The sequence below is a fragment of the Pantoea sp. genome (assembly GCF_032114055.1).
Lineage (GTDB): Bacteria > Pseudomonadota > Gammaproteobacteria > Enterobacterales > Enterobacteriaceae > Pantoea.
Window position 1 is genome coordinate 134,008 of the sequence record NZ_DAMCTB010000002.1, and the last position, 13,049, is coordinate 147,056.

14 protein-coding genes are annotated in these 13,049 nt (G+C 55.5%); 8 read left to right on the top strand and 6 right to left on the bottom strand.

Annotated elements, in window-relative coordinates:
* Positions 1-43 precede the first annotated feature (43 nt).
* Positions 44-1,345: an anaerobic C4-dicarboxylate transporter gene (locus tag RT657_RS04765; protein ID WP_313652842.1), complete on the bottom strand. Its 1,302-nt coding sequence runs from the start codon at positions 1,343-1,345 to the stop codon at positions 44-46.
* Positions 1,346-1,455: 110 nt separating this feature from the next.
* Positions 1,456-2,892 carry an aspartate ammonia-lyase gene (gene aspA / locus RT657_RS04770; protein ID WP_313652843.1) on the bottom strand — a complete coding sequence of 479 codons (1,437 nt, stop codon included), beginning with the start codon at positions 2,890-2,892 and terminating at the stop codon, positions 1,456-1,458.
* Positions 2,893-3,220: 328 nt separating this feature from the next.
* Between aspA and RT657_RS04775 the strand changes: the two genes are divergently transcribed.
* The 4 genes from RT657_RS04775 (at position 3,221) to RT657_RS04790 (ending at position 6,571) form a co-directional block, all read left to right on the top strand.
* Entirely contained in the window at positions 3,221-3,682 is a 462-nt protein-coding gene (locus RT657_RS04775) for an FxsA family protein (RefSeq protein ID WP_313652844.1), read from the top strand.
* 228 nt (positions 3,683-3,910) lie between these two features.
* Entirely contained in the window at positions 3,911-4,204 is a 294-nt protein-coding gene (locus tag RT657_RS04780) for a co-chaperone GroES (RefSeq protein ID WP_003848316.1), read from the top strand.
* 49 nt (positions 4,205-4,253) lie between these two features.
* Positions 4,254-5,903, top strand: coding sequence for a chaperonin GroEL (groL, locus tag RT657_RS04785; RefSeq protein ID WP_313652846.1), 1,650 nt, complete (start codon positions 4,254-4,256; stop codon positions 5,901-5,903).
* Between the two features lie 320 nt (positions 5,904-6,223).
* Complete coding sequence (locus RT657_RS04790; RefSeq protein WP_313652847.1) at positions 6,224-6,571, top strand: DUF4156 domain-containing protein; 348 nt, start codon at positions 6,224-6,226, stop codon at positions 6,569-6,571.
* 48 nt (positions 6,572-6,619) lie between these two features.
* Here the strand turns inward: RT657_RS04790 and epmB are convergent, their stop codons facing one another.
* The gene (gene epmB, locus RT657_RS04795) at positions 6,620-7,648 is read right to left on the bottom strand and encodes an EF-P beta-lysylation protein EpmB (protein ID WP_313652848.1); all 1,029 of its coding nucleotides are present in this window, start codon (positions 7,646-7,648) and stop codon (positions 6,620-6,622) included.
* 43 nt (positions 7,649-7,691) lie between these two features.
* Here epmB and efp point away from each other — a divergent pair, with 43 nt between their 5' ends.
* From efp to RT657_RS04810, 3 genes are all read left to right on the top strand, one after another.
* The gene (gene efp, locus RT657_RS04800; protein WP_313652849.1) at positions 7,692-8,258 is read left to right on the top strand and encodes an elongation factor P; all 567 of its coding nucleotides are present in this window, start codon (positions 7,692-7,694) and stop codon (positions 8,256-8,258) included.
* Positions 8,259-8,309: 51 nt separating this feature from the next.
* Entirely contained in the window at positions 8,310-8,441 is a 132-nt protein-coding gene (locus tag RT657_RS04805) for an entericidin A/B family lipoprotein (RefSeq protein WP_111142262.1), read from the top strand.
* Positions 8,442-8,543: 102 nt separating this feature from the next.
* Entirely contained in the window at positions 8,544-8,678 is a 135-nt protein-coding gene (locus tag RT657_RS04810; protein WP_003848302.1) for an entericidin A/B family lipoprotein, read from the top strand.
* 52 nt (positions 8,679-8,730) lie between these two features.
* Here RT657_RS04810 and RT657_RS04815 read toward each other — a convergent pair whose 3' ends face one another.
* The gene (locus RT657_RS04815) at positions 8,731-9,258 is read right to left on the bottom strand and encodes a lipocalin family protein (protein ID WP_313652850.1); all 528 of its coding nucleotides are present in this window, start codon (positions 9,256-9,258) and stop codon (positions 8,731-8,733) included.
* A 135-nt stretch (positions 9,259-9,393) separates the two neighbouring features.
* Between RT657_RS04815 and epmA the strand changes: the two genes are divergently transcribed.
* Complete coding sequence (gene epmA / locus RT657_RS04820) at positions 9,394-10,371, top strand: elongation factor P--(R)-beta-lysine ligase (RefSeq protein WP_313652851.1); 978 nt, start codon at positions 9,394-9,396, stop codon at positions 10,369-10,371.
* A 153-nt stretch (positions 10,372-10,524) separates the two neighbouring features.
* Here the strand turns inward: epmA and degS are convergent, their stop codons facing one another.
* Both degS and degQ read right to left on the bottom strand, forming a co-directional pair.
* Positions 10,525-11,586, bottom strand: a complete 1,062-nt coding sequence (gene degS, locus RT657_RS04825; RefSeq protein WP_313652852.1) for an outer membrane-stress sensor serine endopeptidase DegS — start codon at positions 11,584-11,586, stop codon at positions 10,525-10,527.
* A gap of 89 nt (positions 11,587-11,675) precedes the next feature.
* Positions 11,676-13,049 carry a serine endoprotease DegQ gene (gene degQ, locus RT657_RS04830; protein ID WP_313652853.1) on the bottom strand — a complete coding sequence of 458 codons (1,374 nt, stop codon included), beginning with the start codon at positions 13,047-13,049 and terminating at the stop codon, positions 11,676-11,678.

A 13,049-nucleotide genomic window follows, 5' to 3' on the forward strand; every position in this document is an offset into this window, starting at 1 on the left:
GAGCGTCGATGATAGCACGCTCCTTCGCTAACACGATGCGGCGCTACAGCAGCAGCCCGCCGAAGAGAAAGCTCGCCAGCACCGTCAGCGCAATGGCGATCACGCCCGGGATAATAAAGGCGTGGTTAAAGACAAACCTGCCAATCCGGGTGGAGCCGGTGTCATCCATTTCCACCGCAGCCAGCAGGGTCGGGTAGGTCGGCAGGACAAACAGCGCCGACACCGCCGCAAAAGAGGCAATCGCCGTCAGCGGGCTGACGCCCAGCAGCAGCGCGGCGGGCATTAACGCTTTGGTGGTGGCAGCCTGCGAGTAGAGCAGCATGGAGGCGAAAAACAGAATCAGCGCCAGCATCCAGGGATAAGTTTTCAGCGTGTCGCCCGCCAGGGTCTGAATATCGGCCAGATGCGCCTTCACAAAGGTATCGCCCAGCCAGGCGACGCCCATCACGCAGATGCAGGCGCTCATGCCTGACTTAAAGGTACTGGCGCTGAGAATTTCGCTGGTATCAAGTCTGCAGCTCAGGCTGATCAGCGTGGCGATGGTCAGCATAAACACCACAATAGCTTCATTGCGCGGCAGAGGCGGATTAACGATCAGGCCGACGCTGGCGCTGGTCGCGGTGGCATAGAGCACCACAGCCACAATGCCCGTCAGGAACAGCAGCACCGATCGCTTTGCGCCCGGTTTTGTCTGATAGCGCGTGGCACCGCGCAGGGTGGTTTCCCCTTTGGCAAGCCGGGCCTGATAAACCTCATCATCTTTTAACTCTTTGCCGAGGAAGTTTGTCACCAGCGCCGCCAGGAACAGACCTACCATCGTGGCGGGAATGGTGATCGCCAGCAGGGTGATGTAGCTGACGCCACGCGGTTCAAGCAGCGTCGCGAAGAAGACTACCGCCGCTGAAATCGGTGAGGCAGTAATCGCAATCTGTGACGCTACGACTGCAATCGACAGCGGCCGGGAGGGGCGCACCCCTTGCTCTTTTGCCACTTCAGCGATCACCGGCAGCGTCGAAAATGCGGTATGTCCGGTGCCGGCCAGCAGCGTCATCAGGTAGGTCACCAGCGGGGCCAGCAGAGTGACGTGACGCGGGTGACGACGCAGCAGGCGTTCCGCCAGGCTCACCAGATAATCCATCCCGCCCGCCACCTGCATGGCCGCTATCGCCGCGATCACCGCCATGATGATTTCAATCACATCAAAGGGGATCGCGCCGGGTGCCATGCCAAACCCCAGCGTCAGGATCAGCACACCCATGCCGCCTGCAAATCCGATGCCTATACCACCAAGGCGGGCACCTAACCAGATCGCCATCAGGACGATCAGTAGCTCAACCACAAACATGAATCACTCCTGAAAAGTAAACCGGTAATGACTGCGGCGTTATGTATCAAAAAAAAAGGCACACCGTGTTGATCGCGGTGTGCCTTTTGTTAACCAGCGCAGGTCAGACCTTACTGCTCATTTTCGTCGGTATAACGTTTCGCTTTATAGACGGGATACATCAGGTTCTGCACCGAGAAGATATCATCCAGCTCACTTTCCGTCAGCAGACCGCGCTCCAGCACCACCTCGCGTACGCTTTTGCCGGTTTCAGCACAGATTTTACCAACGATGTCGCCGTTGTGATGGCCGATGTAAGGGTTAAGATAAGTCACGATACCAATGGAGTTAAAGACATAGGCTTCGCACACTGCGCGGTTGGCGGTGATGCCGTTGACGCACTTCTCCAGCAGGTTGTAGCAGGCGTTGGTGAGAATGCTGATTGACTCAAAAAGTGCCTGGCCAATTACCGGCTCCATCACGTTAAGCTGCAACTGACCGGCTTCAGAGGCCATGGTGACCGTAATGTCGTTGCCGATCACCTTGAAGCAGACCTGGTTAACCACCTCCGGCACCACCGGGTTGACCTTGGCGGGCATGATGGACGAGCCTGCCTGCAGTTCTGGCAGGTTGATTTCGTTCAGACCCGCGCGCGGACCGGAAGAGAGCAGGCGCAGGTCGTTACAGATCTTGGAGAGCTTCACCGCCAGGCGTTTCAGCGACGAGTGAACCATCACATAGGCGCCGCAGTCGGAGGTCGCTTCGATCAGATCTTCCGCAGGCACCACCGGCAGGTTACTCACTTCCGCCAGACGCTGAACCGCCAGATGCTGATAGCCATCCGGTGTATTAAGGCGGGTGCCGATAGCGGTCGCGCCCAGGTTGACTTCCAGCAGCAGTTCGGCGGTGCGCAGTATGCTTTTCGTCTCTTCATTCAGCAGCACGCTGAAGGCGTGAAATTCCTGACCAAGCGTCATCGGCACCGCATCCTGCAGCTGAGTACGGCCCATTTTCAGGATGGTCTGAAACTCATCGGCCTTATGCTGGAAGCCTTCAGAGAGCTGGCTGATGCCATCCAGCAGTTTCAGCAGTGAGCTGTAAACCGCGATACGGAAACCGGTCGGGTAGGCATCGTTGGTTGACTGGCATTTGTTCACATGGTCGTTGGGATTCAGGTACTGATATTCCCCTTTCTGGTGGCCCATCAGCTCCAGGCCGATATTCGCCAGCACCTCGTTGGTGTTCATATTGACCGAGGTTCCCGCACCGCCCTGATAGACATCCACGGGGAACTGGTCCATACAGCGGCCGTTGTTCAGCACTTCATCGCAGGCCTTGATGATGGTATCGGCAATGCTGCGCGGGATGGTCTGCAGCTCTTTGTTGGCCATCGCGGCCGCTTTTTTCACCATCACCATACCGCGGACAAATTCAGGTATGTCGCTGATTTTACTGTTGCTGATATAGAAATTCTCAATCGCACGCAGAGTATGAACGCCATAATAGGCATCCGCCGGAACTTCGCGCATACCTAACAGGTCTTCTTCGATACGAATGTTGTTCGCCATGATAACCTTCTTGTTGTTGCCGCTAACCATCACAGAGGATGTGTTTATTTTGTCGTGGTGCACCCGTGCCAACATATTATCCGTCTTCACAGAGGCGTGTGCGATCATATTCTGATGCCAGTGAAAATCATGCATGCAGATCACTTAATGCTGCAGCCTGGTTAACGATATGTGAAGTGGGTTACAAAATTAACCCCGCAGGATAAATTTGACAGAATCGGTTGAAAATGTCGGCGCGGGTGCCCATCTCTTTTCTTATCATCTGTAGGATGAACGCTTTCTGCTGACCGGCACGCTGCCGTTCAGCCCCTAAATACAGGAGAGTTCGGTGCGCTGGATACCGTTAGTCGTCTTTTTTGTTCTGGCCTGGATTGAGATTTCCCTCTTTATTCAGGTTGCACACGTCATGGGCGTGCTGCTGACCATGCTGCTGGTGATCTTCACCTCCTGCATCGGGGTTTCGCTGGTGAAAAACCAGGGCATGAAAAACTTCATGCTGATGCAGGAGAAGCTGGCGCGTAATGAAAGCCCGGCCAATGAGATGATCAAAAGCGTATCGCTTATTATCGCCGGTTTTCTGCTGCTGCTGCCGGGCTTCTTTACCGACCTGCTGGGTCTGCTGCTGCTGCTGCCGCCGGTTCAGAAGCATCTGACGCTGAAACTGATGCCGCATCTGCGCGTGTGGCGCGGCCCGGGGGCCGGTCCGGACAGCGGCTATACGGTGGATGGTGAGTTCGAACGTAAAAACAGCGATCGCCTTGAGCACCGCGACGATCATCAGGATCGTTAACGGTCATCCCTGACTGTGAAAAGCGCAACCTTCGGGTTGCGTTTTTATTTGCTCTGCCGACTGTTTAAAAAAGAGTCACCTCTCCTGTCGGGATAAAAAATTTGTTGTCCGCCCCCTTGAAAGTGGATGGGTGTGGCCCTATCTCTCAGGTCACGAGGCCGGAAGCCATGCAGCCCGGTGTTCAACCCCAAAACTGAATGATTGGACTTCTCAAAGGAGAGCTATCAAATGAAAATTCGTCCATTGCACGATCGCGTTATCGTCAAGCGTAAAGAAGTTGAAGCTAAATCAGCTGGCGGCATCGTGCTGACCGGTTCCGCAGCCGGCAAATCCACCCGTGGTGAAGTACTGGCTGTCGGCAACGGCCGCATCCTTGAGAGTGGCGACGTTAAGCCGCTGGACGTGAAGGTTGGCGATGTTGTGATCTTCAACGAAGGTTACGGCGCGAAAACCGAGAAAATCGATAACGAAGAGGTGCTGATCATCTCTGAGAGCGACATTCTGGCGGTTGTTGAAGCGTAATTTTTTTCGCGTAATTCACTGAACGAAACGAATTTAAGGGATATTTAAAATGGCAGCTAAAGACGTAAAATTCGGTAATGACGCACGCGTAAAAATGCTGCGTGGCGTAAACGTACTGGCAGATGCAGTAAAAGTTACCCTGGGCCCGAAAGGCCGTAATGTGGTTCTGGATAAATCTTTTGGTGCACCGACCATCACTAAAGATGGTGTTTCAGTCGCACGTGAAATCGAGCTGGAAGACAAGTTCGAGAACATGGGCGCGCAGATGGTTAAAGAAGTGGCCTCTAAAGCGAATGATGCAGCAGGCGACGGTACCACCACTGCAACTGTCCTGGCACAATCTATCATCACCGAAGGCCTGAAAGCGGTTGCAGCGGGCATGAACCCGATGGATCTGAAGCGCGGTATCGACCAGGCCGTTCTTTCTGCAGTTGAAAAACTGAAAGCGCTGTCTGTGCCATGCTCAGACTCTAAAGCGATCGCGCAGGTGGGTACTATCTCTGCTAACTCCGACGAAACCGTGGGCCAGCTGATTGCTCAGGCGATGGAGAAAGTCGGCAAAGAAGGCGTGATCACCGTTGAAGAAGGCACCGGCCTGCAGGACGAGCTGGATGTGGTTGAAGGTATGCAGTTCGATCGCGGCTACCTGTCACCGTACTTCATCAACAAGCCAGAAACCGGCGCGGTTGAACTGGAATCTCCGTTCATCCTGCTGGCTGACAAGAAAATTTCTAACATCCGCGAAATGCTGCCAGTGCTGGAAGCCGTTGCGAAAGCAGGCAAACCACTGCTGATTATCGCCGAAGATGTTGAAGGCGAAGCGCTGGCGACGCTGGTGGTCAACACCATGCGCGGCATCGTCAAAGTGGCTGCGGTGAAAGCACCAGGCTTCGGCGACCGTCGTAAAGCGATGCTGCAGGATATCGCTATCCTGACCGGCGGTACCGTAATCTCTGAAGAGATCGGTATGGAGCTGGAAAAAGCAGCGCTGGAAGATCTGGGCCAGGCAAAACGCGTTGTCATCAACAAAGACACCACCACCATCATTGACGGTGTGGGTGAAGAGGCGACAATCCAGGGCCGTGTGACCCAGATTCGTCAGCAGATCGAAGAAGCAACCTCTGACTACGACAAAGAAAAACTGCAGGAGCGCGTAGCGAAACTGGCAGGCGGCGTGGCCGTTCTGAAAGTAGGCGCAGCGACTGAAGTTGAAATGAAAGAGAAGAAAGCCCGCGTTGAAGATGCGCTGCATGCAACCCGTGCTGCCGTCGAAGAAGGCGTGGTTGCTGGTGGTGGTGTGGCGCTGGTTCGCGTTGCCGCTCAGCTGGCTGAACTGCGTGGTCAGAACGAAGATCAGAACGTCGGTATCAAAGTTGCGCTGCGCGCAATGGAAGCACCACTGCGTCAGATCGTTTCTAACGCGGGTGAAGAGCCATCTGTTGTTGCTAACAACGTGAAAGCGGGCGACGGTAACTACGGTTACAACGCACAGACTGAAGAGTATGGCAACATGATCGACTTCGGTATCCTGGACCCAACCAAAGTGACCCGTTCTGCACTGCAGTACGCGGCCTCTGTTGCCGGTCTGATGATCACCACCGAATGTATGGTCACTGACCTGCCAAAAGGCGATGCACCTGATTTAGGCGCAGGCGCTGGCGGTATGGGTGGCATGGGCGGTATGGGCGGCATGATGTAATCGCCGTTGACGCCTTAAGTCAGCTCAGAGCCCCCGACCGGAAACGGTCGGGGGTTTTTCTTTTGGGCAGGAAAATAGTATAAGTAGTGGCGCAATCGTTCGTCTTTTCTCTTGATATCTCCCGCTGTCTGCACGCTGGCTGTTGCCTTACCGGATGACCTGCTGTGGTAAGTTCATCGGAACGCGCCAGTCTGCCAGCCTGAGCACAGTATGAAATATTAAGGTGATATAACGGGACCAAGGCAATGAATGGTCAGAAAAGAATGATCTTTTTCTGCTACGCTGCCACCCGACTCTGATGATAATAAATGGGGATTACAATGCGGATTAACCTCTTGCCCGGACTGATCGCTGGCGCGTTATTGCTGGCGGGCTGCAGCAGCTCTACGCAACTCTCTTCAGCCGGACAGCGCGTGACCTTTGCCGATCAGCAGCCTGGCAGCACCTGTCAGCTTCTGGGTAACATCACCGGCTCACAGAGCAACTGGCTGAGCGGTGCGGGCGGCGAAACCAGCGCACTGCGCGGTGCGGCCAATGACCTGCGCAACCGCGCAGCGGAGATGGGCGGCAACGTGATTTACGGCGCGACCAGCCCGACGCAGAATCTGCTGTCCGCGTTTGCACCACTCGACAGCAAAATGAGCGGCCAGGTCTATAAATGCCCGTAATCTGAAGCGGGCATCCTGTCCCATCGGCCAGCCTGTTGCTGGCCGTTTTTATTCCTGTCGCAGCTGCAGATCTAACGGCGTTTTGCTGGGCTCGCCACCAATCTCACGCGCCAGCTTCGGTACCAGATAGCCGGAAACCTGAGACAGAAGTGTCCGTACCAGCTGACGAGCCTCATCATCGGAGACAAAAAAGTGCGCGGCACCCTGAACCTTATCCAGCACGTGCAGGTAGTAGGGCAGAATGCCGGCATCAAATAAGGCGTTGCTGAGGCTGGCCAGCGTCTGCGCATTATCGTTGATGCCGCGCAGCAACACGCTCTGATTCAGCAGGGTGACACCGGCCTGCTTCAGGCTGCGCATCGCCTCACGCAACGCTTCATCGATTTCCTGCGCATGGTTGATGTGCGTTACCATCACGACCTGAAGACGCGTCTCGCACAGCATCTGACAGAGCGGGTCGGTGATGCGCGCCGGTATCACCACCGGTAAACGGCTGTGAATACGCAGGCGTTTCAGATGCGGGATCCGCTCCAGCGCGGCAATCAGCCAGGCCAGTTCATGATCTTTCGCCATCAGCGGATCGCCACCGGAAAAGATGATTTCATCCAGCTCAGGATGGGCGGCGATATAGTCCAGCGCCGCCTGCCAGCTGCGCTTATTGCCGGGGTTATCCTGATAAGGAAAATGGCGACGGAAGCAGTAGCGGCAGTTGACGGCACAGCCGCCTTTAACCAGCAACAGTGCCCGGTTCCGGTATTTATGTAGCAGTCCAGGCACAACGTTGCTTTGTTCATCGAGCGGATCGGTGCTATAACCGGGCGCATCGATGAATTCCTCGCGACGGGTTAACACCTGAAGCAGCAGCGGGTCGTGCGCATCGCCCTTTTTCATCCGGCGGATGAAGGCGTGCGGAACACGCAGGGCGAAAAGACGTCGCGCATCCGCCCCTTCAGCCAGCTCTGTGTGCTGATCAAGGGCTAAAATTCGCAGTAATTCATCAGGTTCGGTGACAACATCCGCAAGTTGCTGCAACCAATCTTCTCTGGAAGGTGTTTTTAGGGTTACAATGTGTGCCATTTTTTTGGCTTAGTACCAGTGTCAATTTTCGTAGAGGGCCTTCATGGCGACTTATTCTAGCAACGATTTCCGTCCCGGTCTTAAAATCATGTTCGAAGGCGAACCTTATGCCATCGAATCCAGTGAGTTCGTTAAACCGGGTAAAGGCCAGGCCTTCGCACGCGTTAAAATGCGTCGCCTGCTGACGGGTTCTCGCGTTGAGAAAACCTTTAAATCGACCGACTCTGCCGAAGGCGCAGACGTGGTTGATACCAACCTGAACTACCTGTACAACGACGGTGAGTTCTACCACTTCATGCACCCGGAAAGCTTTGAGCAGTTCCCGGTTGAAGAGAAGACCGTGAGCGAAGCAGCAAAATGGCTGCAGGACAACGCGGAGTGTATCGTTACGCTGTGGAACGGCCGTCCAATCGCTGTTCAGCCGCCGAACTTTATCGAAGCTGAAGTCGTTGAAACCGACCCAGGCCTGAAAGGCGACACCGCTGGTACCGGCGGCAAGCCCGCTAAACTCTCTACCGGCGCGGTAGTGAAAGTGCCACTGTTCGTACAAGAGGGCGAAGTGGTAAAAGTTGACACCCGCTCTGGCGAATACGTGTCACGCGTAAAATAAGTTTCGCAGGCGCATCTTCGGGTGCGCCTTTTTCTTGTCTGAGAGAAAAAAATGTTCAAGCTGGCAAAATTAATCGCGTTCGCGTTGCTGGTCTCCTCTGCATTAAGTGCCTGCAACACATTCCACGGTTTTGGCGAAGATGTCTCCCACCTGGGCGGTGCCATTTCGCGTGCGGCAAAATGACCTTAACGGATAGTCCTTTTTAGCGTTCTGACGGCAGCAACCGACGGAAATCCGGCTATGCTTAAGACGCTGTACTTTACATCCATCAAAAAGGACATTGTCATGTTAAAGAAAAGTATCGCCGCAATCTTCTCTGTACTGGTGCTCTCTTCTCTGCTGACGGCGTGTAATACCACGCGTGGCGTCGGTGAAGATGTCGAAGCGGGTGGCCAGGCTATTCAGAACAGCACGAAGTAACCTGTTATCCCAACCGGTACGAAAGGCTTTTCGTACCGGCTTCTCAGTCCGCTCACTCTTTCTGTTTTACCCAGATTAACGCTTCGACCGGGAAACCCTCCCGACGCGCCTGTTCAATCAGCTTCTCTTTAACGTCCGGCTCCAGTTGAGGTGTACGTGACAGTATCCAGAGGTAGTGGCGATTCGGGCCACACACCATCGCATAGCGGTAGTCGGGGTCAAGGGCAATGACGTTATAGCCGCCGTAGAAGGGGCCAAAGAAAGAGACTTTCAGCGAGGCACGCTGTGGATCACCGGTAAAGTATGCTTTCCCGACGCTCTCCTGCCAGCGCTGTTTTTTAACGTTATAACCACGATTGATCACTTTCAGGCCGCCATCCTCACGCGGGCTGTAGTTCGCCGTGACCTGTTCCAGGCCGCGCTCAAAAGGGTGATTGAGGCGGGCAATCTCATACCACTGACCGAGGTAACGCTGGCTGTCAAAGTTATCCACGACCGTGACGTTCTTAGGGGGCGTGTTGCTACAGGCGACAGAGAGGAAAGCACTCAGGCTGGCAACAACGGTTTTCCATGGAGACATAGCAGGATTCCTTTGTGATTTAACCGCTTAAGTATAGAAGCCGAAACGCGGTTTTTGGCTGCGCAGGTGCGAGATTGTTTGCCGCAGACATTGCAGGTAGACTGCCTCCCCTCATTTGCATCAGGAGTCATCACCATGAGCGAAACGGCAAGCTGGCAGCCAAGCGCATCCATCGCCAATTTGTTAAAACGCGCCGCTATTTTAGCAGAAGTGCGTCGTTTCTTTGCCGATCGCGGCGTGCTGGAAGTGGACACGCCGGCAATGAGCCAGGCCACGATTACCGATATCCATCTGGTGCCTTTCCAGACACGATTTGTCGGCCCTGGCGCGGCCCAGGGACGCGATCTCTGGCTGATGACCAGCCCGGAATACCACATGAAACGGTTGCTGGCGGCGGGCAGTGGCCCGATCTATCAGATGGGGCGCAGCTTCCGTAATGAAGAGGCGGGACGACATCACAATCCGGAATTTACCATGCTGGAGTGGTATCGGCCGCACTACGACATGTACCGTCTGATGAATGAAGTCGACGACCTGCTGCAGCAGGTGCTGGAGTGCGACAGCGCAGAGTCGCTCTCCTATCAGCAGGCCTTTATCCGCCATCTGGAGCTGGATCCGCTTTCTGCGGATAAAGCACAGTTGCGTGAAGCGGCAGAGAAGCTGGGTGAAGGCGAACTGGCGCGAGCAGAAGAGGATCGCGATACGCTGCTGATGCTGCTGTTTATGCTGGGTGTCGAACCGAAGATTGGTCAGGATAAGCCGTGCTTTGTGTACCATTTCCCGGCCAGTCAGGCCGCTCTGGCCGAGATCAGCACCGAGGATCACCGCGTGGCCGAGCGCTTCGAGGTCTACTATAAGGGTATTGAGCTGGCCAACGGATTCCGTGAACTGACCGATAGCCGTGAGCAGCGGCAGCGTTTTGAGCAGGATAACCGTCGCCGTGCGGCGCGGGGTCTGCCCGTTCATCCTATCGATACCTATCTGCTGGATGCACTGGCGCACGGCATGCCCGCCTGTTCCGGCGTGGCGCTGGGCGTGGACCGCCTGATTATGCTGGCGCTGAAAGCGGAGTCACTGAGTGAGGTGATCGCGTTTCCGGTGGATCGCTGCTAATCAGTTATCTGCAAACGATGACGGATTACGGGGGGAAGGGATGGCCCGGCTGAAGAGCAAAGCGTCCGAGCCAGGATGGCGAGGCCGATAGCCAGGGATGGCGGCTTTCTTTGCGATCGGCCGGGCCATCCCTGACCTTGCACGGATGTTCAGTTAGCTGCTGCTGTCCGGAAACTCCTGAATGGTCACCGGCAGCGTCAGCTTCTGATCGTTGCGCAGCACCTGCACATCAATCACCGACCCCGGACGAATCTCCGCTACCTGATCCATCGTCTCCTGCGCAGAGATAGCCGGTTTGCCGTTCACGCTAAGCAGGACGTCGTTGGTCTGAATCCCGGCTTTATCCGCAGGCCCGTCTGGCGTAATCCCACTGACAATAATGCCCTGCACCCGATCCAGATTGCTGCCCTGACCATGCAGGGGCGGGATTTCACGCCCGGTAATGCCGATATAGCCACGGATCACGCGGCCATCGCGAATCAGCTTGTCCATAATTTTCGAGGCCAGAACGGTAGGGATAGCGAAACCGATTCCTTCCGGCGTTTCGCCGTCGTTGCTTTTATCGAAGGTCAGGGTATTTATGCCCATCAGCTCACCCAGCGAGTTGATCAGCGCACCGCCGGAGTTACCCTGATTGATTGACGCATCCGTCTGCAGGAAGTTCTGTCGGCCTGAAGAACTGAGCCCTACCCGGCCTGTTGCACTGATAATACCCTGTGTCACCGTCTGACCGAGGTTGTAGGGATTGCCAATCGCCATAACCACATCCCCGATATGCGCCTGACGATGTGGGTTGATCGGAATCACAGGCAGGCCGGAAGCGGTGATCTTCAGCACCGCCAGATCGGTCATGCCATCGGAACCCACCAGCGTTGCCTCAAAGAAGCGGCCATCCTGCAGCGCCACAATAATCTGGTCGGCATTATTGATGACGTGCTTGTTGGTCAGGATGTAGCCTTTTGCATTCATGATCACCCCGGAACCCAGAGTGGTGATGCCGCGATTGTTGTTGCCGTGGGCGCTGCGATTATACACGTTAACCACGGCGGGCACGGCGCGGCGCACCCCCTGATTAAAGCTAAAGGGCGTTTCGTCGTTAATATCTTCGTGGTTATAGAGGGCGTCGCTGCCCATACGCAGTGCAGGCAGTGCTGCGAGTAAAATACCCGCTACAATCAGGCCCAGCACCACGGAACGCAAAAGTTTAAGAAACATGGTGTTAAATCACGCCAGGGGAGATCGCAGGGGAGAATAGCATGAGAGCGGCGGACACACACGTGCTTGTGTCCGCCGTAATGCGAGGCTTATCTCAACAACAGATAGATACTTTCATCGCCGCGTACCACATTCAGTGCCAGGACCGGCGGTTTGCCTTCCAGAATTTTGCGCATTTCAGCGATAGTCTGCACCCGGCTGCGGTTAACGCCGATAATCACATCATCTTTCTGCAGACCAACCTGTTCAGCTGGCGTGCCTTTTTCGATGGTGTCGACCTTCACACCTTTGTCGCCGGTTTTGGTCTGTCCGTCACTCAGTGTGGCACCCTGAAGGGCCGGTGACATCAGCTGTGCGCTGGCGGTGGACTGTGCGCTCTGCTCCAGCGTTACGGTTACGGTTAACGGCTTGCCTTCACGCAGCAGGCCGAGCTTGACCTGTTCGCCTGGCGGTGTGGTCCCTATTTTTACGCGCAGCTCAGCAAAGCTGGTAATTGGCTTGTCGTTGATCGACGTAATGATATCGCCAGACTTCACGCCCGCTTTCTGTGCGGCAGACTGCGGTAACACTTCTGAAACGAACGCACCACGCTGTGCATCGACATTGAACGCTTTGGCCATGTCCGCCGTCATTTCAGTGCCTTTGATGCCCAGCTGTCCCCGCTTCACTTCGCCAAATTTGATCAGCTGCTGCGCCAGGTTCATGGCCATATCGCTCGGAATAGCGAAGCCAATGCCGATGTTGCCACCGCTGGAGGCGAGAATGGCCGTGTTGATGCCGATCAGTTCACCGTTGAGGTTCACCAGCGCACCGCCTGAGTTACCGCGGTTAATGGCGGCATCGGTCTGGATAAAGTTTTCCAGCCCTTCCAGGTTCAGGCCACTGCGACCCAGCGCCGAGATAATCCCGGAGGTCGCCGTCTGACCCAGACCAAACGGATTGCCGATCGCTACCGCGAAATCACCCACTTTCAGCTGGTGAGAGTCTGCGACTTTAACCTGTGTGAGGTTTTTCGCGCCCTGAATCTGGATCAGCGCGATGTCGGTCTGCTCATCATGGCCGATCAGTCTGGCTTCATATTCGCTGCCGTCGCCCAGCTGGACGTTGATCTTGTCTGCGCCATTAACCACATGATTGTTGGTCAGCACATAGCCTTTGGCGGCATCAATGATGACGCCAGAACCCAGCCCCTCGAAAGGCTGCGGCTGGCTGTTTCCGCCGGGCATCTGACCGAAAAAGCGTTTCAGCGGCTCCGGAATATCCTGCGCCTGCGCACCGGTATCGGTGCCTTCAACGTGAACACTGACCACGGCAGGCAACACTTTTTCCAGCATCGGTGCCAGGCTTGGCAGCGGCTGATCCGCGACCTGTGCCGGCAGCGTAGCCATCGCGCCAGGCGCGGCGGCAAGGCTCATCCCGATACTCAAGGCTAATGCGCTAAACAGGCGTGCTTGTTTTTTCAT